The 24,976-nt window shown below is 62.4% G+C and carries 20 protein-coding genes, 1 tRNA gene and 1 pseudogene; 13 read left to right on the top strand and 9 right to left on the bottom strand.

The genetic code is table 11. The features are described 5' to 3' along the window. Positions 1–31: 31 nt before the first annotated feature. A complete protein-coding gene (locus QMX97_RS04945; RefSeq protein ID WP_282396271.1) occupies positions 32–916 on the bottom strand; it encodes a LysR family transcriptional regulator in 885 nt (294 codons plus the stop codon). A gap of 122 nt (positions 917–1,038) precedes the next feature. Between QMX97_RS04945 and QMX97_RS04940 the strand changes: the two genes are divergently transcribed. Next, positions 1,039–2,397 carry an MFS transporter gene (locus tag QMX97_RS04940; protein ID WP_282396285.1) on the top strand — a complete coding sequence of 453 codons (1,359 nt, stop codon included), beginning with the start codon at positions 1,039–1,041 and terminating at the stop codon, positions 2,395–2,397. A 37-nt stretch (positions 2,398–2,434) separates the two neighbouring features. Here QMX97_RS04940 and QMX97_RS04935 read toward each other — a convergent pair. Next, positions 2,435–3,245, bottom strand: a pseudogene (locus tag QMX97_RS04935) (AraC family transcriptional regulator). Positions 3,246–3,384: 139 nt separating this feature from the next. On the opposite strand from QMX97_RS04935, the gene QMX97_RS04930 reads away from it, so the two are divergent. Both QMX97_RS04930 and ddlA read left to right on the top strand, forming a co-directional pair. Continuing rightward, positions 3,385–4,023 carry a LysE family transporter gene (locus tag QMX97_RS04930; RefSeq protein WP_106805233.1) on the top strand — a complete coding sequence of 213 codons (639 nt, stop codon included), beginning with the start codon at positions 3,385–3,387 and terminating at the stop codon, positions 4,021–4,023. Between the two features lie 44 nt (positions 4,024–4,067). Beyond that, entirely contained in the window at positions 4,068–5,162 is a 1,095-nt protein-coding gene (gene ddlA / locus QMX97_RS04925) for a D-alanine--D-alanine ligase (protein WP_282396268.1), read from the top strand. A gap of 21 nt (positions 5,163–5,183) precedes the next feature. Here ddlA and pgeF read toward each other — a convergent pair whose 3' ends face one another. Together pgeF and ggt are read right to left on the bottom strand one after the other, a co-directional pair. Next, the gene (gene pgeF / locus QMX97_RS04920; protein WP_282396266.1) at positions 5,184–5,906 is read right to left on the bottom strand and encodes a peptidoglycan editing factor PgeF; all 723 of its coding nucleotides are present in this window, start codon (positions 5,904–5,906) and stop codon (positions 5,184–5,186) included. Between the two features lie 22 nt (positions 5,907–5,928). After that, entirely contained in the window at positions 5,929–7,758 is a 1,830-nt protein-coding gene (gene ggt / locus QMX97_RS04915) for a gamma-glutamyltransferase (RefSeq protein WP_282396264.1), read from the bottom strand. Between the two features lie 236 nt (positions 7,759–7,994). Between ggt and QMX97_RS04910 the strand changes: the two genes are divergently transcribed. After that, positions 7,995–12,332 (top strand): AvrE-family type 3 secretion system effector, encoded by a 4,338-nt coding sequence (locus QMX97_RS04910; RefSeq protein WP_282396262.1) that lies wholly within the window; start codon positions 7,995–7,997, stop codon positions 12,330–12,332. A 52-nt stretch (positions 12,333–12,384) separates the two neighbouring features. Here QMX97_RS04910 and QMX97_RS04905 read toward each other — a convergent pair whose 3' ends face one another. From QMX97_RS04905 to QMX97_RS04890, 4 genes are all read right to left on the bottom strand, one after another. Next, entirely contained in the window at positions 12,385–13,164 is a 780-nt protein-coding gene (locus tag QMX97_RS04905) for a PhzF family phenazine biosynthesis protein (RefSeq protein ID WP_201143494.1), read from the bottom strand. A gap of 96 nt (positions 13,165–13,260) precedes the next feature. Continuing rightward, positions 13,261–14,094 (bottom strand): EamA family transporter, encoded by an 834-nt coding sequence (locus tag QMX97_RS04900; RefSeq protein ID WP_282396259.1) that lies wholly within the window; start codon positions 14,092–14,094, stop codon positions 13,261–13,263. Positions 14,095–14,153: 59 nt separating this feature from the next. Then, positions 14,154–14,480: a DUF2388 domain-containing protein gene (locus tag QMX97_RS04895; protein ID WP_282396257.1), complete on the bottom strand. Its 327-nt coding sequence runs from the start codon at positions 14,478–14,480 to the stop codon at positions 14,154–14,156. Between the two features lie 111 nt (positions 14,481–14,591). Beyond that, positions 14,592–14,668: transfer RNA gene (locus QMX97_RS04890), tRNA-Met, on the bottom strand. Between the two features lie 271 nt (positions 14,669–14,939). Between QMX97_RS04890 and QMX97_RS04885 the strand changes: the two genes are divergently transcribed. Continuing rightward, positions 14,940–16,136 (top strand): MFS transporter, encoded by a 1,197-nt coding sequence (locus QMX97_RS04885; RefSeq protein ID WP_201143497.1) that lies wholly within the window; start codon positions 14,940–14,942, stop codon positions 16,134–16,136. A gap of 43 nt (positions 16,137–16,179) precedes the next feature. Here the strand turns inward: QMX97_RS04885 and QMX97_RS04880 are convergent, their stop codons facing one another. Beyond that, positions 16,180–16,731, bottom strand: coding sequence for an RNA polymerase sigma factor (locus QMX97_RS04880; protein ID WP_065900458.1), 552 nt, complete (start codon positions 16,729–16,731; stop codon positions 16,180–16,182). Positions 16,732–17,002: 271 nt separating this feature from the next. On the opposite strand from QMX97_RS04880, the gene QMX97_RS04875 reads away from it, so the two are divergent. Genes QMX97_RS04875 through sctR form a run of 8 tightly spaced genes read left to right on the top strand, consistent with a single transcriptional unit; the run spans position 17,003 to position 24,976 of the window. Further along, positions 17,003–18,067, top strand: a complete 1,065-nt coding sequence (locus QMX97_RS04875) for a TyeA family type III secretion system gatekeeper subunit (RefSeq protein WP_177410383.1) — start codon at positions 17,003–17,005, stop codon at positions 18,065–18,067. After that, entirely contained in the window at positions 18,064–20,157 is a 2,094-nt protein-coding gene (gene sctV / locus QMX97_RS04870) for a type III secretion system export apparatus subunit SctV (protein ID WP_065900460.1), read from the top strand. The genes QMX97_RS04875 and sctV overlap by 4 nt, the downstream gene beginning before the upstream one ends. Positions 20,158–20,191: 34 nt before the next feature. Next, on the top strand, positions 20,192–21,091 hold the full coding sequence (locus QMX97_RS04865) for an FHA domain-containing protein (protein WP_282396254.1): 900 nt from the start codon (positions 20,192–20,194) through the stop codon (positions 21,089–21,091). Then, on the top strand, positions 21,088–22,446 hold the full coding sequence (locus QMX97_RS04860) for a FliI/YscN family ATPase (protein ID WP_065900462.1): 1,359 nt from the start codon (positions 21,088–21,090) through the stop codon (positions 22,444–22,446). Before QMX97_RS04865 ends, QMX97_RS04860 begins: the two co-directional genes overlap by 4 nt. After that, positions 22,433–22,861, top strand: coding sequence for a YscO family type III secretion system apparatus protein (locus tag QMX97_RS04855; protein WP_282396253.1), 429 nt, complete (start codon positions 22,433–22,435; stop codon positions 22,859–22,861). Before QMX97_RS04860 ends, QMX97_RS04855 begins: the two co-directional genes overlap by 14 nt. Continuing rightward, positions 22,858–23,319: a type III secretion system HrpP C-terminal domain-containing protein gene (locus QMX97_RS04850; protein WP_282396252.1), complete on the top strand. Its 462-nt coding sequence runs from the start codon at positions 22,858–22,860 to the stop codon at positions 23,317–23,319. The genes QMX97_RS04855 and QMX97_RS04850 overlap by 4 nt, the downstream gene beginning before the upstream one ends. Continuing rightward, positions 23,313–24,326 carry a FliM/FliN family flagellar motor switch protein gene (locus tag QMX97_RS04845; RefSeq protein ID WP_282396251.1) on the top strand — a complete coding sequence of 338 codons (1,014 nt, stop codon included), beginning with the start codon at positions 23,313–23,315 and terminating at the stop codon, positions 24,324–24,326. Before QMX97_RS04850 ends, QMX97_RS04845 begins: the two co-directional genes overlap by 7 nt. Continuing rightward, a complete protein-coding gene (gene sctR / locus QMX97_RS04840) occupies positions 24,323–24,976 on the top strand; it encodes a type III secretion system export apparatus subunit SctR (RefSeq protein WP_106805216.1) in 654 nt (217 codons plus the stop codon). Before QMX97_RS04845 ends, sctR begins: the two co-directional genes overlap by 4 nt.

Here is a 24,976-nt window from a genome sequence, read left to right as displayed (position 1 = left end):
CGCAGGCGCCGGCTTCCCCGCGCCTGCAGGGTTACCATTGCGCCTGGCCGAGGGCTTCGGCAAACGCCATCAGTTTTGGCGAGTACTGTCGAGACGGCGGGTAAACCAGCGAGATCGCCCGGCGGCGGCCCGCGAAGTTTTCCAGCAGCGGCACCAGGCGCCCGGCGGCCAAGTCGTCGCGCACGGCAAAGTCCATGACCTGGGCGATGCCGAAGCCACCGACGGCGCCGTCGACCAGTGCATCTCCGATATCAAAGATCAGCCGCCCTTCGACACTCACGTCCTGCACCTTGCCATCGAGCATGAACTGCCAATCGACCATGCGCCCGTTGCGCAGATTGCGCACGGTCAGGCAGTTGTGGTCCTTGAGTTCGTCGACGCTCTGCGGTGTACCGAAGCGCGCCAGGTAAGCCGGCGAGGCGACCGTGATCCAGCGCAGCGGCGCCAGCGCGCGGGCGATCAGGCGTTGGTCCTGGATCTCGCCGGTGCGCAGGAGCGCGTCGAAGCCTTCATCGACGATGTCCACCAGGCGGTCGGTCATCACTGCTTCGATGCGCAACGCGGGGTAACGCAAGGTCAGTTCGCCGATCACCGGCATGACCACCTTGCGCCCGAACAGCGAGGGCGTGCTGATTTTCAACAGGCCGGAAGGGGTGCTGCGGCGGTCGAGCATCAGCTTTTCGGCCTCGGCCAATTCCGCCAACAGCGGCGCGCTGCGCTCGTAGAGCATCTGCCCGTCGGGCGTCAGGCTGACGCTGCGGGTGTTGCGTTGCAGCAGGCGTACGCCCAGTTCCTGTTCGAGGCGCGAAATGGCGCGAGACAGGCCCGACTGGGTCAGTCCCAGGTCTGCGGCCGCGCGCGTGAAACTGCGGGTTTCGGCCACGCGGACCAACAGGCGAACAGCGTTCAGATCCATGATTAAAGTCATTACTGAAAGAGTGATTGCGCTATTTATCATCTGTTTCGCATAAAAGACACTGGCGGCTTCTCATTTTCGGACAGGACGCTGTGATGTCTCCCTCTCGACCCTCAGGCTGGATGCTGATGCTGCTGGCCACGGCGCAACTGATTATTGCGCTGGATGCGACCATCGTGTTCGTGGCGCTGCCGCAGATTGGCGCGCATCTGAACTTCTCCGCCGCGCAATTGCAGTGGGTGGTGAGTGCCTACAGCGTGGCGTTTGGCGGTTTCCTGCTACTCGGCGGGCGCGCCACGGATTTGCTTGGCAAGCGCCGTCTGTATCGGGTCGGCCAGTCGTTATATGCGCTGGCCTCCCTGGCTGCGGTGCTCGGTGGCAGCGCCGTGTTGCTGGTGCTGGCGCGGGCCGTGCAGGGGGTGGGCGGGGCGTTGTTGTTCCCGGCGACCTTGGCCCTGATCAACACCCACTATGCCGAAGGGCCGGCGCGCAACCGCGCGTTTGCCGTGTGGAGCGCGGCGTCGGCGGCAGGCCTGGCGCTCGGCGCGCTGCTGGGGGGCGTGCTGACCCAGGCCTGGGGGTGGGAGGCGGTATTTTTGGTCAACGTGCCGCTGGCGGGCGGTTGCGCCTGGGCGGCGCGCTACTGGATCCCCGCCGATGGCGAGCGTGCGCGCGGGCGCAACTTTGATGTGAGCGGCGCGTTGACCGTGACCGTTGGCGGCACCTTGCTGGTGTTTTCGCTGGTGCAGGGGCCTGAATGGGGCTGGACGGCGCCGTCCACACTGGGTTGCCTGGGCTTGGCGTTGGCGCTGCTCGGCCTGTTCGCCTGGATCGAACATCGCGGCCGCGACCCACTGATGCCACTGCGTTTGTTTGCCTACCGCGAGTTGCGCATGGCGATGGTACTGACGGCGGTGTTCATGAGCAGCTTTGGCGTGCAGTACTACTTTCTCGCGCTGTATTACCAGCAGGTCTACGGCTACAGCGTGCTGCAGGCAGGGTTGGCGTTTTTACCCGCGACCCTGGTGTGCACGTTCGGGATCTGGCTGGCGGAGCGTTCGCTCGCCCGGTTGGGGTTACGCAACACGTTGGTCTGCGGGCAGCTGGCCGGTGCCGTGGGGATTGCGCTGGTGTGCTGGGCGTTGCCGACAGGGGTGGGGTTCTGGTCGCTGCTGCCGGGGATTTTCATCCTGAGCATCGGCCAGGGCATGACCTGGACCGCGATGTGGGTCGCTGCGGGGCTGGGCATCCGGCCAGGCGAGCAAGGCGTGGCGGCGGGAATGGCATCCACCAGCCAGCAGATCGGTGGGGCGCTGGGCCTGGCGGTGCTGGTGTCAGTGGCAAATGACGGGTCGAGCCAGGCGGCGGGGATCGAAGCGGCGATGGGCTGGAGTGCGGCGATTGCCTTGGCCGGGGCGCTGCTGGCGCTGGGGCTCAGAGCGCGCGCACCGAAGCCGGACGCGTTGCTGGAAACCACGTAGATCAACGGTAGGCGTGGGTGTATTCCAGGCCAGGCCCTCAGCGCCCGAGCATCTTCACCCAGCGCGAGGGCGGCATGCCGTAGGTGCTGCGAAATTGTCGGGTCATATGGCTCTGGTCGGTGAACCCGGCGGTCAACGCCGCGTCCACCAATGACTGGCCCTGGGCCAACAGGCTGCGCACCAGGTCCAGGCGGCGCATGGTCAGGTAGCGATACGGGCTGGTGGCGAACAACAGGCGAAAATCCCGCGATAACGCCCAGCGGTCGCGACCGGCGTGCTCGGCGATCTCATCCAGGGTGATGCTGCGGCCCAGCGCGCTGTGGATAAACTCCCGCGCGCGCTCGGCGGCCACGTAATCGAACGTCTTGCGACTGGCAATCGCGCCTGAGGCATTGCTCAGGGCCTGCGCCAGGTCGAACATCGCGTCCTGTTCCTGCAGCGGGTCGATCGGGCAATCCAGGCTTTGCAGCAGCACTTCACTGGCACGGTGCAGCCACGGGTCGCTGGACAATCCGCCAGGAATGAACGGCAACGGCTTGCCGCCGATGATCTGCTGGATCAGCGCCGGCTCCACATAGATCATCCGATATTTGAATCCTTCCTCGCTGCCGGCGCGCCCGTCGTGGGTTTCATCGGGGTGAATCACCATGGTCGTGCCAGGGCATGCTGTGGGTCATGCCGCCGCGGTAATGAAAGCTCTGTACACCGAACAGCGTGCGCCCGATGGCGTAGGTGTCATGGCGATGCGGGTCGAAGGCGAAGCCGGCAAAGTACGCCTCGATACGGTCCAGGCCGCTGGCGTGCGGCGCGCGGTGCAGCCAGTCGAGGATAGGAGTCGGTTTGCCCATGATGGCTTGTCACAAAAAAGGGATGGAAACACGTTAACCCAGTCTGCATTCCTTGTCTGCCGGGGTCTTGTACGATTGTGCAGGTGCCGGGCGAGGCCTATGATCCTGGCTCGTGCCTTGCACCGATGGAGCTGCCCCGATGGATTTTTTCGACCCCGCCTACGTGGCGCCGCTGGTCTCGCTGGCCCTGCTGTGGACCGTGGCGGTGGTGACGCCCGGCCCCAACTTCTTCAACACCGCGCAGCTGGCCGCCAGCTGTTCGCGTCGTCATGGCGTGGTGGCATCGGCGGGCGTGGCCACCGGCACGATCATGTGGGGCCTGGCGGGTGGCCTGGGCATCAAGTCATTGTTCACCGCTGCGCCGATGCTGTACCTGGCGTTCAAGATCATCGGCGGCTGCTACCTGATCTACCTGGGGCTGAAGCTGTTCAAGCGCTCGGCACCGGCCATGGGTCACAACCTGCTGGCAGACGAACCCCGGCGCTCGCTGTTTTCCGCCTGGCGCCTGGGCCTGCTGGGCAACCTGTCCAACCCCAAGGCCGCGCTGTTCGTCGCCACCATCTTTGCGTCGACCATGCCGCCTTCGCCCTCGCCGATGCTGTTGACCCTGGCGGTGATCACCATGGCCACGTTGTCATTCAGCTGGTACAGCAGCGTGGCCCTGGTGTTTTCCAGCGAGCGCATGGCCAACCTCTACAGCCGTTCGCGCAAATGGCTGGATCGTTTTGCCGGCGGTTGCTACGTGGTGTTCGGTGCACATCTGGTAGCGAATCGCTGACCGCCCGTGGTAAGAAGCCTTACTTTCAACAGTGAGGCCGGTTCATGAGCAAGGTGCGCGTAGGTATTATTTTCGGGGGGCGTTCGGCCGAGCACGAGGTCTCGTTGCAGTCGGCGCGCAACATCGTCGATGCGCTCGACCGCACGCGTTTCGAGCCGGTCCTGATCGGCATCGACAAGGCCGGCCACTGGCACCTCAACGACACCTCGAACTTCCTGATCAACCAGGAAAACCCGGCCCTCATCGCGCTCAACCAGTCCAACCGCGAACTGGCGGTGGTGCCCGGCAAGGCCAGCCAGCAAGTGGTGGAAACCTCCGGCAGCGGCCTGCTTGAACACATTGATGTGATCTTCCCCATCGTCCACGGCACCCTCGGCGAAGACGGTTGCCTGCAAGGTTTGCTGCGCATGGCCGACCTGCCTTTTGTTGGGTCCGACGTGCTCGGCTCGGCGGTGTGCATGGACAAGGACATCAGCAAGCGCCTGCTGCGCGATGCCGGCATTGCCGTCACCCCGTTCATTACCCTGACCCGTCGCAACGCCGCGCACACCGCATTTGATGCCGCCGTGCGCAAGCTCGGCCTGCCGATGTTCGTCAAGCCTGCCAACCAGGGTTCCTCGGTGGGCGTGAGCAAGGTCGGCAATGAAGCCGAGTACCACGCCGCCGTCGAGCTGGCGTTGGGGTTTGACGAGAAAGTCCTGGTGGAGTCGGCCGTCCAGGGGCGCGAGATCGAATGCGCCGTGCTCGGCAACGACAACCCCATCGCCAGCGGCTGCGGCGAGATTGTGGTGAGCAACGGTTTCTATTCCTACGACAGCAAATACATCGACGCCCAGGCCGCCCAAGTGGTGGTGCCGGCGGATATCAGCCACGACGCCAGCGAGCGTATCCGCCGCCTGGCCATCGACGCCTTCGAAGTGTTGGGATGCGCCGGGTTGGCCCGCGTCGACGTGTTCCTCACTGAGGACGGTGAGGTGCTGATCAACGAAATCAACTCGCTGCCGGGCTTCACCCGCATCAGCATGTACCCCAAGCTGTGGCAGGCGGCGGGGATGAGCTACAGCGAGTTGGTGAGCCGGTTGATCGAGTTGGCGCTGGAGCGGCATGCAGCGCGCAAGGGGCTGACGATCAATCGTTGAGCTCCGCGGGCTATCAGGTGGTCAGGGGCGGCGCGCGATCCACGAATAGATCAAGGTCTGCGCCTCTTGCGGGTGATGTGTCCTTCTGCGGTAGCTGGCAAACGTCGGCGACGTGCAGTAAGTGCACACCTCGCTGACCTCGATCTGCTCGCGCTTGACCCCCGCCGCCTGCAGCAACATCAGCGCATACCTGCTCAAGTCAAACCACGCGCTGTCGCTTTGCCTTGCGGCGGGCGGGGCAATTTCGGGTGTCTGCCGCGGTGCCGGTTGCACGCTGCTCCACGGTGCCTGGCGGTGCTGCCACAGGTGCCCTTGCTCCGCCTGGAACTGGGCGATAAACCCTTCGCTCACCTCATAACAACACGGCTTGATCGACGGCCCGATTGCCACCTGCAGTTGATCGGCCGCGATCCCCTCGGCGGCAAAGCGCTGCACCGCGTTGGCGATAATCCCGCGTTGCAGGCCCTTCCAGCCGCCATGCACTGCCGCTACCTGCTGAGCGTCTTTGGAGGCGAACAGAATGGGCAGGCAGTCGGCGGTGATCACCGCGATGGGCTGGTGCGTGTGGGTAAACACAGCGTCAGCCTCGATGGTATTGGCCACCTGGCCCGGCTGCCACTCAATCACCGAGGCGCTGTGCACCTGCTTGCAGATGAACACCTCGTCCGGGCGCGCCGGGTCATTGATCGCACAGAAACCGTGGTCGACGCCGGCAATGGCGCCGAGATTGTTTGCCTGTTGCAAGGGCTGTTCTCCGCTCAATAAATCAGTCGCCGACCGCTTCGCCTTCGCGCCGAGGGTCGGCGCCGCCGATCAGCGACACCTTACCCTGGGCGTCGCGCGTGCGGACGATGGCCTGGATGCCGCTGGTCATGTCGATCTCGCTCAATGCATGGCCCTTGTCCTTCAGCGCTTGTTTCAACGCGGGGCTGAACAGTCCTTGTTCGAGTTCGGTGGCGCCATTGCGACTGCCGAAATTCGGCAGGCTGATGGCCGCCTGCGGGTCGAGTTTCCAGTCGAGCATCGCCACCAGGGATTTACTCACGTACTCAATGATCTGTGAGCCGCCGGGCGAGCCGACGGCGGCCAGCAACTCGCCGCTCCTGCGATCAAACACCAGCGTCGGGGCCATGGCCGAGCGTGGGCGTTTGCCCGGTTCGACACGGTTGGCCACCGGCTGGCCGTGTTCTTCGGGGATAAACGAGAAATCGGTCATCTGGTTGTTGAGCAAAAAGCCCTGGACCATCAGATGGGAACCGAACGCCGCCTCGACGGTGGTCGTCATCGACACGGCGCCACCCAGGTCATCTACCGCCACCACTTGCGACGTGGAGATGCGCAGCGGCGAGCGGTCCGGCGCGTAGGCGACCTGGATGCCCGCAGGCGTGCCGGGTTTGGCGATGCCCATGCTGCGTTCGCCGATCAATGCTGCGCGTTTGGCCAGGTAGTCCGGTGCGACAAGACCGGCCACCGGCACCGGTACAAAGTCGGCGTCGGCGACGTACAAACCACGGTCTGCGAAGGCCAGGCGACCCGCCTCGGCAATCAGGTGCACGGCTTCGGGCGTTGGCTCGAGGCCTGCGGGCGAGGCGCTTTTCACCGGCGTCATGGGTGCGATGGCCAGGCCCGGATCGCGGGCTTCGAGTGCCTGCAATGTACCGAGGATTTGCGCGATGGCGATCCCGCCCGATGACGGTGGTGGCATGCCACACACGGTCCACTGTTTGTAGTCGCTGCACAGGGGCGTGCGCTCCTTGGCGGTATAGCCCTCAAGGTCTGCCACCGACAGGCTGCCGGCATTGCGATTGCCCTGGACCTTGCGCGCGATCTCATCGGCAATCGGCCCGTGGTACAGCGCGTCCGGGCCCTCCTTGGCGATGCGCTTGAAGACGTTGGCCAGCGCCGGGTTTTTCAACAGCGTACCGGTGGCCTTGGGCGTGCCATCGGCATTCAGAAAGTACGCGGCCATTTCCGGCGACCGGGGGATATGACGGTCGGCCGCGATCAACGCGTGCAAGCGCGGGGAAATCGCGAAGCCCTGTTCCGACAAGCGGATCGCCGGCTCGAACAGCTTGGCCCATGGCAGGTGCCCGGTCTTTTTGTGCGCCATTTCCAGTGCCCGCAGTACCCCCGGCGTGCCCACCGAGCGCCCGCCGATTTGCGCCGCGGTGAAGGTCATCGGCGTACCGTCCGCTTTCAGGAACAGCCGCTCGGTCGCCCCGGCCGGTGCCGTTTCACGACCGTCATACGCGTGCACCTTCTCTCCGTCCCACACCATGATGAACGCCCCGCCGCCGATACCAGAGGACTGCGGCTCCACCAGCGTCAGCACTGCCTGCATCGCAATGGCCGCATCGATGGCCGAACCACCCTGGCGCAACATCTCCCGCCCGGCTTGCGCCGCCAGCGGGTTGGCGGCTGCCGCCATATGGCGTTCGGCGTGTTGGGGGGTGAGGTCGGTGCGGTAGCCCGAGCCCAACTCCGGTGCCGGCGGTTGCTCGCTGACGGGGGTGTGACAGGCCGCCAGGACGAGAGCGGTGGCAATCACTGACAGTTGACGGCGGGAAATCAAAAACACGCGCTGAACTCCGTTCATTTTGAGAATGATCTGGTTTTCCTGTGGGGGGACTTTACCGCAGCGGTGAGTTGGAGGCGTGCTGGATTGACTGAAAATTCTGAAGAGCCCGCTCGTTGCCGGTGTGTCACCGGATGTCTTTATCTCGGCCTGCACGAAAGTTGAATGTGTTCCTCAGGAGGGTGCTGCTGTCGTTGGAACCAATGGTTGAAGGTGTTCACTAGGTAGTTTTCACTCATCCGCTTGAGGCGCTCGTTATGCATCGTGGGTTAGACGGTCTGCTCAGGCTGCACCAGAGCGTTGTCGAGCGCTCAGTAAGGTCGATTGGAGAAGCGCCGCCAGGCCCGAGCCCGACCTCACTGCTGGAAATGCAGGGGGCTCATTATCAAACGCTGAACCCGGCCTCGATGGTGTTCGACGTCAGCCTCAAAGGCGGGCAACTCCAGGCTGACAGTACAGCCACAGGCCGCGATGTCGCCCGTCATCTCAACGCGCCAGGCAAACGCTATACCGCTGATGGCTACTCTGCTGAGCGCGGCAATACGGTGCGTTTCAAAGATGAGCGACAGTATCTGTTTCATATTCAGTCCACGCCGGCTGTCGCGGCGGTATTCAAGAGCAGTCTTGCCGATCCGGCCGGCGGTGCAGGCTCGGTAGCGTCCTTGAGTAACCCCGGCCGCGCGCACCTGGCAAGCGTCAGCGGGATCCACACGACTGTCGAGGGCAAGCAGTTTCGCCTGGATAACGAGCGTCTCTATCGCTTTGAACCGATCACGCTGTCCTGGCTGCCCGACGCCGATGCACGTGCATACAGCCGCATTGGTTTGACCCGGGAAGGGCAGTTGCTGAAGACACCCCAGGGATCTCTGGACAGCAGTGCGCAGCGCCAGGGTTCGGTGGTATTGAGCCAGGTCCAGGGCGTCTCTGCCCTGCACATTCAGGGCACCGGCGCGCCGGCTGTGCGTCCGTTCGATGAGGCCGGCGTGCCTGTGCCGCTCGCGCGAATCGGGCTGGCCGGTAGTACCCTGTATGGCGCGACGACTGACGGCGAACTGCTGCGCGCAGATATGCGTCAGGCCAGGGGCGGCGTGCTGCCGATGGCGCGTCAATCGGTCGAAGCACTGGAGCAGGCGCTGAAGGGCAGTGTCAGAGTCGAAGGTTTCTTTCATGATGATGCAGGGCAACTCAATGCCCAGGTTCGCGATGCCCGCGAGCAACTGCATAGTTCGCCCTTGAATGAATCAAGCGCATTGCGCCCGCACTGGAACCTCAGTGACGTGTTGGTCAAGGGCATCGAGAAAGGTCTGCCCTTGCCCAGCCAGCAGGCACTCGCGGCCTCGATCGATCTCGGGCTGCGGGGCAAGGTCGCACTTGATTCAGGCCGGCTGTTGAGCTGGAACGCGGGTGCACAGCAATGGGATAACGCCCGGCAGCCGGGCGTCGAGCGTCTGGAGCGTGGCCTGGATGGCCGTGCCTATGTGCTGCAAGAAGGGCAACTGAAAGCGGTAGCGATCCAGAAAGTGCGTGATCCGGTTTTCGAGGGCGCCAGCCACGACTTGGCCGCTCTTCCCAAGCCCCGTCCTCACGTGTCACTTGATGAGGTACTCGCTGGAAAAAGTCAGAGACCCATCGCCCACTTTGCAGTCGCTGATGGCCGTCATTTCGTAACGGCCAATCAAGACAGCGAACTCCAGGTTCATCAGGAGGGTGTCGTCACCCCATTACGGCTGTCACCGCCGCTTGCGATAAAAGCACTGGCGCTGGATCACGAAGGGCATCTCTACGCACACAGCCAGGGTGACGAGTTGTTCAGGGTTGATCGCGAGGTTTGGCAAGGCAGCGCCAGGGGGCCGCATCGCTGGGCCAGGGTTGAACTGCCCGAGGGCCGCCCCTTGGAATCCTTGCGGATGGGGGCTGACAAACACTTGGTTGCCGGCTGGGATAAGCAGTTCCATCGATTGGATCGCTCGGGCCCAGAGTCAATGAAGGGGGGGCCGTTGCTACCGGTGACAGCGGTACCGTTGCTGGGCGATACATTGGCGAGTGCTCAAATGCGCGCGCAGTTTCCAGGCGGGGCATTGACGGCCAGCAGTCATGTGATGGGGCAAACCCGTGAGGGGATTTCGCACAAGCGCAGTTTTTTTCAAGGGATCAAGGCGCACTTTCACCCTTTGGAGTCCCTCAGCCACACAGGCAAGGATATTCAGCACCGTATCAGCGGCCGTCGCGGGCTGGAGGCCGTCTACGGGGACGATAAGCAACTGCACGAGCGGCTCAAGCCCCTGTCGAAGAGCAAGCCGGTTGCGGCTGACCTGAGCGCGCGCCTCGTTGCGCTCAGCGTACCCGGCCCGCGACAGGCGTTGGCCAACCAGATCAGCCAGGCGTTGGCCCGTGTGGACGCGAGCAGCCAGGCCAGCGCACGCCTTTTAGGCGATGTGCATGGGCTGGCGTTCGACTCGCGGCCCACACTGAGCCGGACAGTGGTCAACCCGGAATCGACGCTGCATCAACTGCATCAGGCGTTCATACGGGTCTCACCCTCATCGGAAAAAACCACCGCTGCGCTACTGGCCAATCTCGAGGGGCAGGACTTGACGTTGCCCCAATGGAAACCGGAGCGTAAGCGAGACCTCACTCACCCTGGCGCCCTCGTCGAAGGCGACCTGATTCATCACGCCAACACGCTGAGGAAACTGACTGATCTGGCGGAGGAACTCGACAGCGTTTCCGGATACAGCCCAAGCGCCCTGAAGCGCATAGATGGCTCCGTGAGCGCGGTCATCAAGGATTTTGACCAGAGCCCGTTGCATCAATTGCCACGTCAGAACGTCGTCAGTTACGCGCAGGCAGAGACCCTCTACGACAACTTCAAATTATTGGCCAAGGACCTGGGTACACCGGGATCCGCCTTGCATTGGCACCTCTCGACGCTGCTCGGATTGCCCGTCGATGCTTCCCTCAAGGACGCACTGACGCAGCAAGTGCAACGACTGGAGAGTGGTCAAACCCTTGGCTCCAGCCGCACCCAGGGCAAAAGCCTGGGCTTGATGGTGACGGGGATAAAACCCGTCGCCCCCGTGGAGTTTTTCCTGGGCGCCTCCAAGTCCCATACCAACGGCGTCAGCATCAGTCGCACGGATAAAGGCGCGAGGGTCGAGATCTCGATGGACGACGCACGGCGGTTGGCCGCTTCGGTGGCTTCAGGGGTGACGGTGGGGCGGGGCACCCAAGCGTACGGGCCGGGTTTGAGAGTCGCGGGGGAATTGACGGCAGCGGTTGCGAAAAACACCGGTTCGAGCATCAGTTTTGACGTGAGGGAGGCGGACTTCGGCAAGTTGATGTCGATCCTCACCCACCCATCGGGTGGTCTCCAAGATTTGCTGGCGCTGGGAGAGCAGCACGCTGCCGGGCACAGCTCCAAGCTGAGTGGTGACGTTAACCTGGATGGACTCGCGCAGTTGCGTGTGCTCTACAACCCCCAGGAGAATATTGCCGAGCTGGACTCAGTGATACGCGCAGGTATCGGCGGGCTGGCGAACCTCAATCTTGCGCATGCGGACAAGAGTCAGTCCACGACGCGCACGGCGGCGGGCATCAGTCACGCCGAGGGACGCAGCGCACAATGGCTGAGGCAGGGTGGCGTGGGTGCCAACGTTGCGCCTTTGAATGCGCTGGCGTTGGGCAGGGTTGAAACTGGCGGGCCAGCTGCTGCCGTTTTTGCGTTGCCGGAAATATCGGTCATGGTGAAATTTGATCGGAGCCAATCACAGGCATTCAGTTTCTCTTTCAAGCTGCCACACGCGGTGACTCAATCGCAGATCAATGACCTGCGACGCAGCCTTTCGCTGTATTCGCCGCAATTCAGACGGGACTTGGCCGCTACGGAACGGCCGGGGGCCACGACGGATGAACAGTTGGCCAGCTTGCAGGGGTTTCTGGCGACTCATCCGCCCCTGGCGACCAAGGCGGACGCCTACCACGCGATTGGCCAGTCGTTGGATAAATTAATGACCCAACGGGACCTGATGAAAAGCGGGCTTCGCCAGCTGGCATCGGTGGAGTCTTCCGTCACACGTGTGGGCTTGCGGGACAACGGGCAGCATGCCTGGTTGGATGATGTCGCGCCGGCCAACAAAACGGCCATCGAACAGTGGGCCAGGGACGACCCGCACTTTGCCCAGGTGCTCGATCAGCTGCAGCATGGGGAGGGCACTTCAGTGCGACTCGGCATGGAGCTGAAGCCGCAGGTGCTGCGCGCGATCGAGCACAGCCACCTTGCGGGTAAAGGCACCGAGGCGTTGATCAAGCACGCACTCAATGACCGCAACAACCTACGCGTAAAAAGTATGAGCATGAGCTACACCGCCACCCAGTCCCATAGCATGTCGCTACCGGCGATGACGAACCTCAGCTTTTCCAGCAGCGCTGCGCTCAGCCACACGCAAAAACACGTCAACGTCGATCTGGAGTACGGCGTGAATCCGGATAAACCCTTGAAGATGAACCTCAACGATACGTTGAGCCGTTTGCCCCGACACGATCTGACCCTTGATTTGGCCAGCCAGCGCATCAGGACGCCGCAGGCCGTGAGGTAAACGAGGCGCAAGCCCTCAAGCAATGCCGGCTTGCGCCATGCCCCGTGCTTTTCTACAGGTAAAGAGTGCCCTGCATATACAGCGCGGCCTTGCCGGAAATAATCACTCGGTCACCCTTGAGCTCGCAACGCAATTGGCCGCGACGCTTGCCACCCTGTTCGGCGGTGAGTTGCTGTTTGCCGAGGCGCTCGGCCCAGAGCGGCGCCAGCGAGGTGTGCGCGGAGCCGGTGACCGGGTCTTCATTGATGCCCACGTTCGGGCCGAACCAGCGCGAGACAAAGTCAAACCGGGTGCTTCGGGCCGTCACCGCGATGCCGCGTTTGGGCAGGCCCTTGAGGCGTGCAAAGTCTGGCGTGAGCGCGGCGACCTGGGCCTCATCGTCGACCACGACGAGGTAGTCATCGGTGCCGAATACGTGCGCGTTCTCGATCCCCAATGCACTCAACATCCCGCTGGGCGGTTCGCAGCGCTGCGGCTGCTTGGCCGGGAAGTCCATCGCCAGTTCGTCGCCATTGCGCGTTACCCGAAGCTCGCCGCTGCGGGTGGCAAAGCGCAGCACGTCAGGCGCATTCCCCAATTGATGGATCAGCACCCACGCCGCCGCCAACGTGGCATGACCGCAGAGGTCGACTTCGACTTCCGGGGTCAGCCAGCGCAACTCGTAGAACTCGCCACGGGGCACGAAGAACGCCGTCTCGGACAGGTTGTTTTCGGCGGCGATGTTGTGCAGTTGCTCATCGGGCAGCCATTCGGTGAGCGGGCAGACGGCCGCCGGGTTGCCGCCGAAGACGTGCTGGCTGAAGGCGTCGACTTGGTAGATATCCAGTTTCATCCGGGGCACTCCGTGTGTGGGGAGGCTGGACACTAACAGTGGCTCAGGAGAGCGTCAAAATACAGATGCGCAGTTTTTTTGCGCGCATGCACCCGTTCAGCCCAGGCGCAAGACCATTGCGCCGGCGGCAATGATGCACGCGGCGACGATGCGCACTCGCGTGATATGTTCCTTGAGCACCCACGCCGAGATCACCACGCCAAACAGGATCGAGGTTTCCCGCAGCGCCGATACAGTGGCGATGGGGGCCTGCGTCATCGCCCACAGGGCCAGCCCGTAGGACGCCAGCGTGCCGGCTCCGCCGACAAGGCCGAGTCGCCCATTGCGCAGGACGTAGCGGCAAAACTCCACCCGCCGGGTGACTAACGCCCAGGCGGCAAGCGGGAGGCCGGTGAGCAGGAAAATCCACAGTGTGTAGGCCGCTGGCGCGCCGGACTGACGCACACCCCAGCCATCGATGAGCGTGTAGCCGGCGATCACGCCGGCGTTGATGAGTGCCAGGATCAGGCCTTTTCTCTGCCCGGCCGAAGGGCCGGCAGCCATGCTCAAAATGCCGAGGGAAATCACCGCAATCCCGAGCCAGGCAGACGCCGATAATGGCTCGGCCAACACCAACACGCTGACCACGGCCACCAGCAGCGGCGCGGTGCCACGCATGATCGGGTAGGTCTGGCTCATGTCGGCGATGCGATAAGTCGAGGCGACCAGTACGAAATACACCACCTGCAAAACCACCGAGGCACCAATGAACGGCCAACTCTCCTTCGCCGGCAGCGCCAGGAAGGGGACGACAGCCAACGCAATCAACGACGCGACGGACGCGATCATGCAAGTGGTCATCAGTTTGTCTGTGCCGCCTTTGACCACCGCATTCCAGGTAGCGTGGAGCGCCGCGCCGAGCATGATGATCGCGAAGACGTCGAGGCTCATGAGTTGCAGCTTGCGTTATCAAGCATTGCCATCGCCGTGTGGGCTCTCCCGTTTGCTTGTCAGTAGGTCACGGCAATGGCCTGGGCCAGTTGCATGTCATTCATGTGCGGCGCCGGGTAGGACGCGTGGTCGGCCCTGACCGCGAGTTCAAACTGCGCGCTACGGATATCGCCATCCGAGCCGATGAATGCCAGCGCATCGCGCTTGGCGGCGGCGAGCCTTTCGAACGGCTTGGAGGTCAGCCACGTGGTGCCGGTGGTGAGCAGGCACAGCACGCCCGTGGTCACCATCGTGGCACGCTCCAACGGGCTTCTGCCCTCGGCAGCATGCGCGAGCAGGGGCGGGGTTGAGCGTGGGAGTGCAAGCAGCAGAAACTTGGCGGCCATCGAACACTGATTCCGTTTAGTGCTGGGAGAGGGCGGGATCTTAGCAGTTGGCCGTGCTTTTCTGCGGGCATAAAAAAACGGCCTACCTTTCGGTAAGCCGTTTTTAGTACTTGGTGGCTACACAGGGACTTGAACCCCGGACCCCAGCATTATGAATGCTATGCTCTAACCAACTGAGCTATGTAGCCAAGTGGCGCGCATTATTCGCGTAGAACGACAATGCGTCAAGCGTTTATTTTGAATTTTTATCTACGCTTTCAACTGTTTAACCTGAATGGGCGGATCTGGCGACGAGTGGTGCGCCAATTCGCGGTGGCGTGCAGTGCATCCGTCGCGCTGACGACTGTCAGGGGGCGCGCAGTCGTTAGCGTGCTAACGGGATAGCCTTCCCACCGGCAAAAGTGGCACATTGTCGCACCTGCACCTGTGCACTTCCCCCTGCGGTACGGAAACCTTCCCATGGCTTTGAACACCCCCACGACCACCGGACAGACCAGCCCGCTGGTGATGCGCATCATCGGCGCGGTGGCGCTGGCCCATTTGATCAACGACCTGATCCAGTCGGTGCTGCCGTCTATTTATCCGATGCTCAAGGCCAGCTACGGCCTGACATTCACCCAGGTCGGGCTGATTACCCTGACCTTCCAGCTCACCGCGTCGTTGTTGCAACCGTGGGTGGGGTATTACACCGACCGGCATCCGCAGCCGTTTCTATTGCCATGCGGGATGATCTGCACCCTGGTGGGCATTCTGATGATGTCCCAGGTGGGCAGTTTCCCGCTGATATTGCTGGCGGCCGGCCTGATCGGTATCGGCTCCTCGACCTTTCACCCGGAAGCCTCCCGTGTGGCGCGGTTGGCTTCGGGCGGGCGCTATGGCCTGGCGCAGTCGACGTTCCAGGTTGGCGGGAATGCCGGTTCTGCATTCGGCCCGTTGCTGGCGGCAGCGATCATCATTCCTTTCGGGCAAGGCAATGTGGCGTGGTTCGGCCTGTTCGCAATTTTTGCGCTGGTGGTGCTGTATGCCATCAGCCGTTGGTACCGCAACCACCTCAATCTGTTCAAGCTCAGGGCCGGCCAGGCGGCCACTCATGGCCTGTCGAAAAAGCGCGTCATGAGCGCGTTGGTGGTGCTGGGCCTGCTGGTGTTTTCCAAGTATTTCTACATGGCCAGCATCACCAGTTACTTCACCTTTTACCTGATCGAAAAGTTCGACCTGTCGGTCGCCAGCTCGCAGTTGCATCTGTTCCTGTTTCTCGGTGCAGTGGCGGCGGGGACGTTCTTTGGCGGGCCGATTGGCGACAAGATCGGCCGTAAGGCGGTGATCTGGTTTTCGATCCTTGGCGCGGCGCCCTTTACCTTGTTGATGCCTCACGTGGACTTGTTCTGGACCAGCGTGCTCAGCGTGATCATCGGCTTTGTGCTGGCCTCGGCATTCTCGGCCATCGTGGTCTATGCGCAGGAGTTGGTGCCGGGCAATGTGGGGATGATTGCGGGGGTGTTCTTCGGGCTGATGTTCGGCTTCGGTGGGATCGGCGCGGCGCTGCTCGGGCACTTGGCAGACATTCATGGTATCGAGTACGTGTACACGCTGTGCTCGTTCTTGCCGTTGTTCGGGCTGCTGGCGATCTTCCTGCCGCGTACCCGCAAGTCCTGAGGGGGTTGGGCAGATATCCCTGCCGCCCAACACCAGGCTTGTGCTACGGGTAGGTCGAATTGCGGGTGACGCGTTTGAGTTGTTCGCGTGCCCGCGACAGGCGTGAGCGAACGGTACCGATCGGAATGTCCAGCACGTCGGCAGTGTCCTGGTAGCTGCCGTCGGTTTCCAGCGAGGCGTACAGCGTTTTACGCATTTCGGGCGGCAGGTGGTCAATCGCGCTCAGGGTATTTTCCAGGCGGCGGTTGACCTCGAACTCCCAATCCAGACTGTTGTTTTCTTCCTGGCCATGCCACAGCGACTCATCGAATTCGCAATGCACAGGCTTGGCATACATGCGCCGAAAGTGATTGCGGATCAGGTTCTGCGCGATGCCGCACATCCAGGTGCTGAGGGTTGCCGTGCCGCTGAACCGTTCGCGATTGCGCCAGGCCTCAAGGTAGGTCAATTGCAGAAGGTCGTCCGCATCTTCCGGATTGAGCACACGCTTGTGAATGAAACGCCGGAGTTTTTTTTGCTGGTCGTCGGTCAGGTGGAGCATGAATTGAGGCGAGCTGCCAACGAGATGAGCTAAAGCATCAATAGGGATATTCATGATGTTTTCCTTTGGGTAGACGCAGTCGAAAGGATGTCGACAGGAACCCATTAGCACTGCCTGTGCCAATCATGAAAAACCTAATAAAGCATTGATTTATATATAGAAATATCTTGAATTGAGTCGATTTTGAGCAAGTTCTTGCACTTCTCGACGAGGCTTTGTGCAAGTCTTTTCAAGTGCGCGTTGATGTGGAATGCAATGGAACCGTATGCATCTGTTTCGCCACACAGGGAAACACTCTTCCTGTGCCGGTCTGAACACTATGCCCATAGACGTCAATTCCAAAAGCGATGTGCACGCCATCCCGCGCCTTGAGTCGCCCGTCATCAGTAAGACCTCCGTGCCGGTGCCCGACAAAGGGGTGGATGAACTCGCGTATCTGTTCAGTCAGGAAGTGGAGGTCAATCAGCGCTTGTTGGGCGAGCGGAAGATAGGCACGCGTGTGCCCCCGGCCCAACAGATCATTCAGCTTTACGAACAACTGGGGCATCCGGCCCAGGCGACCCTGGCAGCCATTTCGCGTCGCCTCAGGCTGCAATTGCAACAACAGCCTGCGGTGAGCAAGCTGCTCGCGCTCACGGGCGGAGACCCTGCACGCGCGTTCGTGGTCCTCAAGCATGTGGCGGCCCAGGCGGACGCTGAATCGCGCCCGACCGAGGCGGCCCTGGCGCGCGAGGCCATTGCCAGGCTGGAGGTCGGGTTCAAAGGCGAAATCCAGGCGGGCCTGAACACCGCCTTGTCATTGCAGGTGGCCGGTCTCGATCCGCAGGCGCGTCAGGAGCTGCGCATGCTCTACTACGCCAGCGTGGTCGTGCGGCAATCCCCGACGCTGATGATGAAGGAACTGCTCAGGCTCTACGGTGGCGAGCGGTTTCATGTTGGCCTCCAGGCGATGCGCAAGGCCTTGGCGGATGATATTGCGGCATTGGTGTCGTCGAGGCCGCTGCCGCTGTTGCGCACCTTGTTGCTGAGTCTGAACAGCTGCGGGCAGTTGAATGGCGTGTGGGCCGGTTGTCGGGCATTGATCGAGCGCCTGGCCATCGCGCATGACCCGGTGGAGCTGTTGCAGCGCATGCTGACTTACGCCGGCAGCGGCATCGACTCCACTGAACTCCTGACCTTGGGCCATGACCTGGGCGGTGGTCCGGCCTTGCGTCAACTGGTCGCCCTTCACGCGCTTCATCCGCTGTTCAAGCAGTTACCCTTGGCCTTGTGGCCTGACAGGCAAGTACGCCAGGACACGCTGCAGCGGCTCGTGGCCGTGATGGACGAGTTGGACCTGCACCTGCGCGGGCGCACACGATTTACCGTGGTGCCGAGGTCCCTGGCGTGACCGTGCTGCTGGCCATCAACCGTGTATTGCTTAAAGTTGCCCAGCGCGCCGAAGTGCTGGGCGCCGTCGTGGTCCTGGCCATCGTCTTCATCTTTATCGTGCCGCTGCCTACCTGGCTGGTGGACATTCTGATCGCGCTGAATATCTGCATTTCCTGCCTGTTGATCGTATTGGCGCTGTACCTGCCGGGGCCGCTGGCGTTCTCCTCGTTTCCGTCGATCCTGCTGTTGACCACCATGTTTCGCCTGGCGCTGTCGATTGCTACCACGCGCCTGATCCTGCTGGAACAGGACGCCGGAGACATCGTCGAGGCCTTCGGCAATTTCGTGGTGGGGGGCAACCTGGCGGTGGGGATGGTGATCTTCCTGATCCTGACCCTGGTCAACTTCCTCGTGATCACCAAGGGCTCGGAGCGGGTCGCCGAGGTCGCGGCGCGGTTCAGCCTGGATGCAATGCCCGGCAAGCAGATGTCGATCGACAGTGACTTGCGCGCGGGCCTGATCGACGGAGCACAGGCACGCGACAAGCGTGAGCAGCTGTCCCGTGAGAGCCAACTGTTCGGGGCCATGGATGGCGCCATGAAGTTCGTCAAGGGTGACGCCGTCGCCGGTTTGATCATCGTGGTCGTCAACCTGTTGGGCGGCTTCTCCACGGGTATGTTCCAGCACGGCTTGAGTGCTGCTGATTCGATGGCGTTGTACTCGGTGTTGACCATCGGCGATGGCCTGATTGCACAGATCCCGGCACTGCTGATCTCCCTGACCGCCGGCATGATCATTACCCGCGTGGCGCCGGATGCACGCAGGGGGGTAAGTAACATGGGCGCCGAAATCGCCCGGCAAATGACCAGTGAGCCCAAGAGTTGGATGATTGCGTCGGTGGGCATGCTCGCGTTTGCAATTGTCCCCGGTATGCCGACCGGGGTATTTATCTTCATTTCGCTGATCACCGGCGGCCTGGGTTATTACCTGATGCGCAAGCGTCAGCAAGAGGCGAAGCCTGCCGCTGAGGCGGCTCCCGCGGTTCGTCCCGAAGAAAATGGCCAGGAGGATCTTCGCGGGTTCGATCCTTCGCGACCCTACCTGCTGCAATTTCCCGCGGCGCTGCGCGGGACGCCCGAAGTCACCGAGCTTATCCATGGCATCCGCCAGTCTCGAAATTCACTGGTCGCCAACATTGGCCTGACGTTGCCGCCGTTTGAAGTCGAACTCGATGACACCCTGGCCAACGATGAAATGCGGTTTTGTGTGCATGAAGTGCCGATGGTCAAGGCTTCGGTCGTCAGTCGCCTGGCGGTCGACAGCCAGGCGCTGACGGTTGAGCCGGCTGATGGGATACCGGGGCTGGTCGATCGCGATGAACAGGGCTGGGTCTGGCTGGCGCCCGATGATCCGTTGCTGGATGACCCGCAATTGGAGCGCTTCACGTCGACGGAGCTGATCCTCGAGCGCATGAAAAAAGCCATGATGCTCAGCGGGCCGCAGTTCCTGGGGATCCAGGAGAGCAAGTCGATCCTCGGCTGGCTGGAGCATAACCAGCCGGAGCTGGTGCAGGAGCTGCAGCGCATCATGCCGCTGTCGCGTTTCTCGGCGGTGTTGCAACGCCTGGCCGGCGAAGGCGTACCACTGCGGGCTGTGCGGCTGATTGTCGAGTCACTGATCGAGTACGGCCAGCATGAGCGTGAACCGGAAGCCCTGGCCGACTATGCGCGCATCGCCCTCAAGGCGCAGATCTTCCATCAGTACCGAGAGGCCGACGGTCTGCATGCCTGGCTGCTGTCGCCGCATTCGGAAAACATCCTGCGCGAGGCGCTTCGCCAAACCCAGACCGGCGTGTTCTTCGCCCTTGAGGACGAATACAGCGCGGCGTTGATCAACCTGCTCAATCAGGCCTTTGCGATAAGGGCAAAAAGCAAGAGTGTGATGCTGGTTGCGCAGGACCTGCGCAGCCCTTTGCGCACTCTGCTGCTGGAAGAATTCAACCATGTTCCGGTGCTGTCGTTTGCCGAGTTGAGCAGCACCTCCAAAGTCAAAGTGCTGGGACGTATCGACCTGGGCCAGGACGAACTCATGCGTGGTGCAGTGGCATGAGTCTTTGGCGTTGGCCAGCGTGGAGGGGGCGGTGATGTTTGAATTACGCGTGCTTGATGGACAGCGCCAGGGTGCTGCGTTGCCGCTGTTTGGGGAGCAGTGGAGCATCGGTGCCCATCTGGACGCTGACCTGGTACTCAATGATCCCGAGGTGGTCGAGCAGCATGCGCGACTGCGGCTTATCGATGCCCAGTGGTCGGTGCAGGCCGAGGCCGGGCTGTTGCAGAGCGCCGAAGGACAGGTACTGGCACAGATTGCGAGCCTGATGCCGGGTGTTCCGTTTTCGGTCGGAGGCGTGCGCTTGTGTGTCACCTTGGCCGATCAGCCCTGGCCGCAGGCTGCAGCCCCCGTGCAAGCGCCACCGCCGCCCGCCAGTGAACCCGTGCCGGCGCTGAAGTTGTCGTCCATATCCCATTCGCAGCAAAAGCGCTTGATCAGCCTGGTGCTGGTCGTGGCGGTGATCATCGCGGTGATGAGCATGCTCCCCACCGGGGAGCACGATGCACAGGCGTCCTTGATGCCGCCGGTGGCTCAGAAACACGAATTGGCATCGCCGTTTGAAGTGCGCCAGCAGCTGCTGAAGATGCTCAGCGAGCGTGAGTTGGGCCAGCGAGTCAGCTTGCAAGTGATCAATGGCCAGGTCGCGCTCAGTGGGGATGTCTCCCAGGACGATGTGGAACTGGTGGCGCGCATGCTCGCCCGTTTTGGTGAGCAGTTCGACAGCGCGGTGCCGGTGATCAGCCGTGTGCGGGCACGTGACTCGGCGCTGCCGTTCAGGATTGTGCAGATCGTCGGAGGGCCGAATGGCCATGTGGTCCTGGACGAGGGCAGCCGGCTGTTTGTCGGTGATGAAGTGGAAGGGTTGCGTCTGGTGCTGATCGACAACAGCAAGGTGGTCTTCGATGGTGTGCAGCGTTATGAGGTGCGCTGGTGAGTACGGAATTGCAAGCGCGGCTCGACGTTTGGCAGCAGCGCCAGGCGCAATCACTGAGCAACTTTGCGCCGGTGACGGTGCGCGGGCGAATCCAGCGCGTCAACGGCATGCTGCTGCAATGCCGGCTGCCCCAGGCGCGTATCGGTGACTTGTGCCAGGTGGAGAAAAACCCGGGGGAATTCATGCTGGCGGAGATCATTGGCTTCGATAACCAGGACGCGGTACTCAGCGCCTTGGGCAACCTTGAAGGCGTGAAGGTGGGCGCCAGCGTGGAGCGCCTGGGGGTATCGCATCGGGTGCAGGTCAGCGATGCCCTGCTGGGGCAGGTGCTGGATGGGTTCGGTCGACCGATTGCGGGGGAGGGCCCCAGTGCGTTTGTCGAGTCTGACCTGCCGGACACCAGTGCCGTGTTGTGTGAAGCGCCATTGCCCACCGAACGGCCGAGGATCCACCGCGCACTGGCGACCGGGGTGCGTTCGATCGATGGCTTGCTGACGCTTGGCGAAGGTCAGCGTGTAGGCCTGTTCGCCGGTGCGGGGTGCGGCAAGACCACCTTGCTGGCCGAAATCGCCCGTAACGTGGAGTGCGATGTCATCGTATTCGGCCTGATCGGCGAGCGGGGTCGCGAGCTGCGTGAGTTTCTCGACCACGAACTGGATGATCAACTGCGCGCCAAAGCGGTGCTGGTGTGTGCCACGTCCGATCGCTCCAGCATGGAGCGCGCCCGCGCAGCCTTTACGGCCACCGCATTGGCCGAAGGGTTCCGGCGCAAGGGGCAGCGGGTATTGCTGCTGATTGACTCGCTGACCCGTTTTGCCAGGGCCCAGCGCGAAATCGGCCTGGCTGCCGGCGAACCCTTGGGGCGCGGCGGTTTGCCACCCTCGGTGTACAGCCTGCTGCCACGGCTGGTGGAGCGCGCCGGTCTGACGCGTGACGGCGTGATCACAGCGATCTATACGGTGCTGATCGAGCAGGACTCCATGAACGATCCGGTGGCCGATGAAGTGCGCTCGCTGCTCGACGGCCATATCGTGCTGTCACGCAAATTGGCCGAGCGCGGGCATTACCCGGCAGTGGATGTGCTGGCGAGCCTTTCGCGGATTTTAAGCAACGTGGCGACACCTGAAGACATCCAGGCCGGTACCGGATTGCGCCGTTTGTTGTCGGCTTATCAACAGATCGAACTGATGCTCAAGCTGGGTGAGTACCAACCCGGCAGTGATGCCCTTACCGACCTGGCGGTGGACAGCCGCCAGGCGGTCGATGGCTTCCTGCGCCAGGATCTGCGCGAGCCCACGCCGATGATGGTGACGCTGGAGCAACTCAAGGAGCTGACCACCCATGTCCCATTCTGATGTGTTGCAAGCGGACGTCGAGACGTTGCGGCGCCTGCGCCGGCATCGCGCCGATCGGGCCGAGCGAGCGCTGCGCGAGGCCAAGCGCGCCCAGCAGGCCCTGCTTGCGCATATCCAACAGGCCCAGGATGCGCTTGAGCACACGCGACTGGAGGAGGCCCGGCAAAGTGCCGAGTTGTTCAGTCGGCATCAAGGCCAAGTGATGACGCTCAAGGCCCTGAAATCCTGGGGCGCGCAGGAGCGCTCGTTATCGGCCAGTACCCGGCGAGAAATGGGCCAGTTGGAGGCGTTGCGGGGCCAGCAGGACGACAAGCAAAGCCGTGTCGGCACGGCACAGAAACAGGTCACCGAATGCCTGCGGCAAGTGGAGAAACTTCAGGAGTTGTCTCTTTTACTGGCTCAGGAGCCGATATGAACCAGGTTTCAAATAAACCCAGCGAGCGGCCACGTCCACGTGACGCGCGAGAAGAACGTGAGCCACGGGCCACCGGTGCAGTGGAGTGGGAGCAGGGTCGACTGTTCGCTCAGTTGTTTACCGATAACGATGAAGGCACCGGGTCGGGAGCGTCCCTGGCGGGAATCAAGACACCGGCCAATGTCTCCATGATCGAGGCCCTCGCCGAACAACTGGCACCGCGCATACAGGCCGGGGCCCAGTGGCCACTGCAGGCCGTGTTGTATCTGCCCCGGCTGGGGCGGATCAAGGCCAGCGTGCACCGTGAGCAGAGTGCCTGGACCATCGAGCTGGAAGCGGAGCATGACGCCACGGCCCGCTGGCTCAGTGGTGTGCGACAACAGTGTGAGGAGCGGTTTTCCGGCGCGCTGGGGCTGCCGGTCAATCTGCTTGTGCCTGACGCCGGGTGCGCATGCTAGTGCCGCTGCTGACTTTACCTTTGATCAAGAGCGATACCGTTGCCGCACGCCATCGACTGGGGCGCGGCTTGTGCCTGGCGTTCCAGGTTGCCGGCCAGGACGGTGAGCTGCGGCTGGAGCCGGGGCGCGCGTCCGCAGGGGCCAAGGCGGTGTGCTTTGAAACCGTGTGTGGCGTGCTGGCGCTCGCGGAAGCGGGGCCGCTGCTCAGCTTGCTGGGGGAGTGCCCAGTGACATTGGCGCCCTCCGGCAACGATCCGGATTCGTGGTTCTGGGCACTGTTCCAGCATCACCTGAGCCCGCAGGTGAGCGCGTTATTGGGCTACATGCGATTGCTGGAGACCGATCGCCCCAAGGGCTTTGGTTGCCGACTCAGCGTAACCCTGGGGGCCGCACGGGTCGCGAGCTATATGTGGCTGGCGCCCGAGAGCTTCCTGGCGTTATGCGAGGCGGGACCGTGGCGCGCCACTGCCGCACCCATGCCGGCAACGTTCCAACTGGCACTCGCGGTGACCCTTGGGCGTTTGCAATTGCCGATAGCCCAGGCGCGTGGCCTGCGTACCGGTGATGTGCTGCTGCTTGAGCAGGGTTTTTTTCAAGCCCAGGGCAACGGCTACATACAGGTTGGAAAACAGAGGCTGCATGGATGCATCGATGATGCTTGCGGGCCCTTGTGTCTGACCCTTACTTCTATTGAGGACACGTCCGTGGACGAAGAGTTTGCAGCGCCCCATTACTCGGGGTATGAGGAAGACGAGCCGGTGGTGGATGTCTTCGGCCATGAGCCATTCGATGAGCTGAGCATGGCGCTGAATGTGCGCTGCGGGACGTTGAACCTGACGCTGGGCGAGCTGCGAAACCTGGGGCCCGGCTCGGTACTGGGCATCAGCGGCTACGCGCCTGGCATGGCCGGTCTTTACTACGGTGATCGGCCTATTGGCCAGGGGCAGTTGGTGGAAGTCGACGGGCGCCTGGGGTTGCAGTTATCCCGTGTGTTGTTCGGCCAATGATACTCCAGGGGCTCGATCCCCTCGTTCTTGCGCTGTTTCTTGGGGCATTGACGTTGATGCCGATGTTGCTGGTCATCTGCACATCGTTCTTGAAGATTGTGATCGTGCTGATGATTACCCGAAACGCCATCGGTGTGCAGCAGGTGCCGCCGAGCATGGCCATCAATGGCATCGCCTTGGCAGCGACGCTATTTATCATGGCGCCGGTTGGGTACGAAATCGCCGAAAGCGTCAAGGCGTCGCCGTTGGACATGAGCAATGTGCAAACGGTACTGCAGACCGGTGGAGAGGCTATCAAGCCGTTGCGGGCCTTCATGCTGCGCAACGTGGACCCGGACGTGCTGACGCATCTGTTGGAAAACACCGCACGCCTGTGGCCGCCAAAAATGGCCCAGGAGGTGGAGCGCGAGGACCTGATCCTGCTGGTCCCGGCGTTCGTATTGTCGCAACTGCAGGCGGGGTTCGAGATCGGTTTTCTGATCTATATCCCCTTCATCGTCATCGACCTGATTGTGTCCAACCTGCTGCTGGCGCTGGGCATGCAAATGGTCTCGCCGATGACCATTTCCCTGCCGCTCAAATTGCTCTTGTTCGTGCTGGTGTCCGGTTGGTCACGGTTGCTCGACAGTCTGTTCCTTTCCTATCTCTGA

The organism is Pseudomonas sp. PS01298, from assembly GCF_029959745.1.
In the GTDB taxonomy this organism is placed as follows: Bacteria; Pseudomonadota; Gammaproteobacteria; order Pseudomonadales; family Pseudomonadaceae; genus Aquipseudomonas; species Aquipseudomonas aylmerensis.
This window is presented reverse-complemented; position numbering and strand designations above follow the sequence as displayed.

Excerpts from the sequence above, each read along its gene's own strand:
- ggt (WP_282396264.1), bottom strand. The coding sequence starts at position 7,758 with ATGAACGGAGTTCAGCGCGTGTTTTTGATTTCCCGCCGTCAACTGTCA.
- sctR (WP_106805216.1), top strand. The coding sequence starts at position 24,323 with ATGATACTCCAGGGGCTCGATCCCCTCGTTCTTGCGCTGTTTCTTGGG.
- QMX97_RS04850 (WP_282396252.1), top strand. The coding sequence starts at position 22,858 with ATGAACCAGGTTTCAAATAAACCCAGCGAGCGGCCACGTCCACGTGAC.
- QMX97_RS04940 (WP_282396285.1), top strand. The coding sequence starts at position 1,039 with ATGCTGATGCTGCTGGCCACGGCGCAACTGATTATTGCGCTGGATGCG.
- QMX97_RS04885 (WP_201143497.1), top strand. The coding sequence starts at position 14,940 with ATGGCTTTGAACACCCCCACGACCACCGGACAGACCAGCCCGCTGGTG.
- QMX97_RS04905 (WP_201143494.1), bottom strand. The coding sequence starts at position 13,164 with ATGAAACTGGATATCTACCAAGTCGACGCCTTCAGCCAGCACGTCTTC.
- ddlA (WP_282396268.1), top strand. The coding sequence starts at position 4,068 with ATGAGCAAGGTGCGCGTAGGTATTATTTTCGGGGGGCGTTCGGCCGAG.
- QMX97_RS04845 (WP_282396251.1), top strand. The coding sequence starts at position 23,313 with ATGCTAGTGCCGCTGCTGACTTTACCTTTGATCAAGAGCGATACCGTT.
- QMX97_RS04855 (WP_282396253.1), top strand. The coding sequence starts at position 22,433 with ATGTCCCATTCTGATGTGTTGCAAGCGGACGTCGAGACGTTGCGGCGC.
- QMX97_RS04880 (WP_065900458.1), bottom strand. The coding sequence starts at position 16,731 with ATGAATATCCCTATTGATGCTTTAGCTCATCTCGTTGGCAGCTCGCCT.
- QMX97_RS04895 (WP_282396257.1), bottom strand. The coding sequence starts at position 14,480 with ATGGCCGCCAAGTTTCTGCTGCTTGCACTCCCACGCTCAACCCCGCCC.
- QMX97_RS04930 (WP_106805233.1), top strand. The coding sequence starts at position 3,385 with ATGGATTTTTTCGACCCCGCCTACGTGGCGCCGCTGGTCTCGCTGGCC.
- QMX97_RS04945 (WP_282396271.1), bottom strand. The coding sequence starts at position 916 with ATGGATCTGAACGCTGTTCGCCTGTTGGTCCGCGTGGCCGAAACCCGC.
- QMX97_RS04900 (WP_282396259.1), bottom strand. The coding sequence starts at position 14,094 with ATGAGCCTCGACGTCTTCGCGATCATCATGCTCGGCGCGGCGCTCCAC.
- QMX97_RS04865 (WP_282396254.1), top strand. The coding sequence starts at position 20,192 with ATGTTTGAATTACGCGTGCTTGATGGACAGCGCCAGGGTGCTGCGTTG.
- QMX97_RS04910 (WP_282396262.1), top strand. The coding sequence starts at position 7,995 with ATGCATCGTGGGTTAGACGGTCTGCTCAGGCTGCACCAGAGCGTTGTC.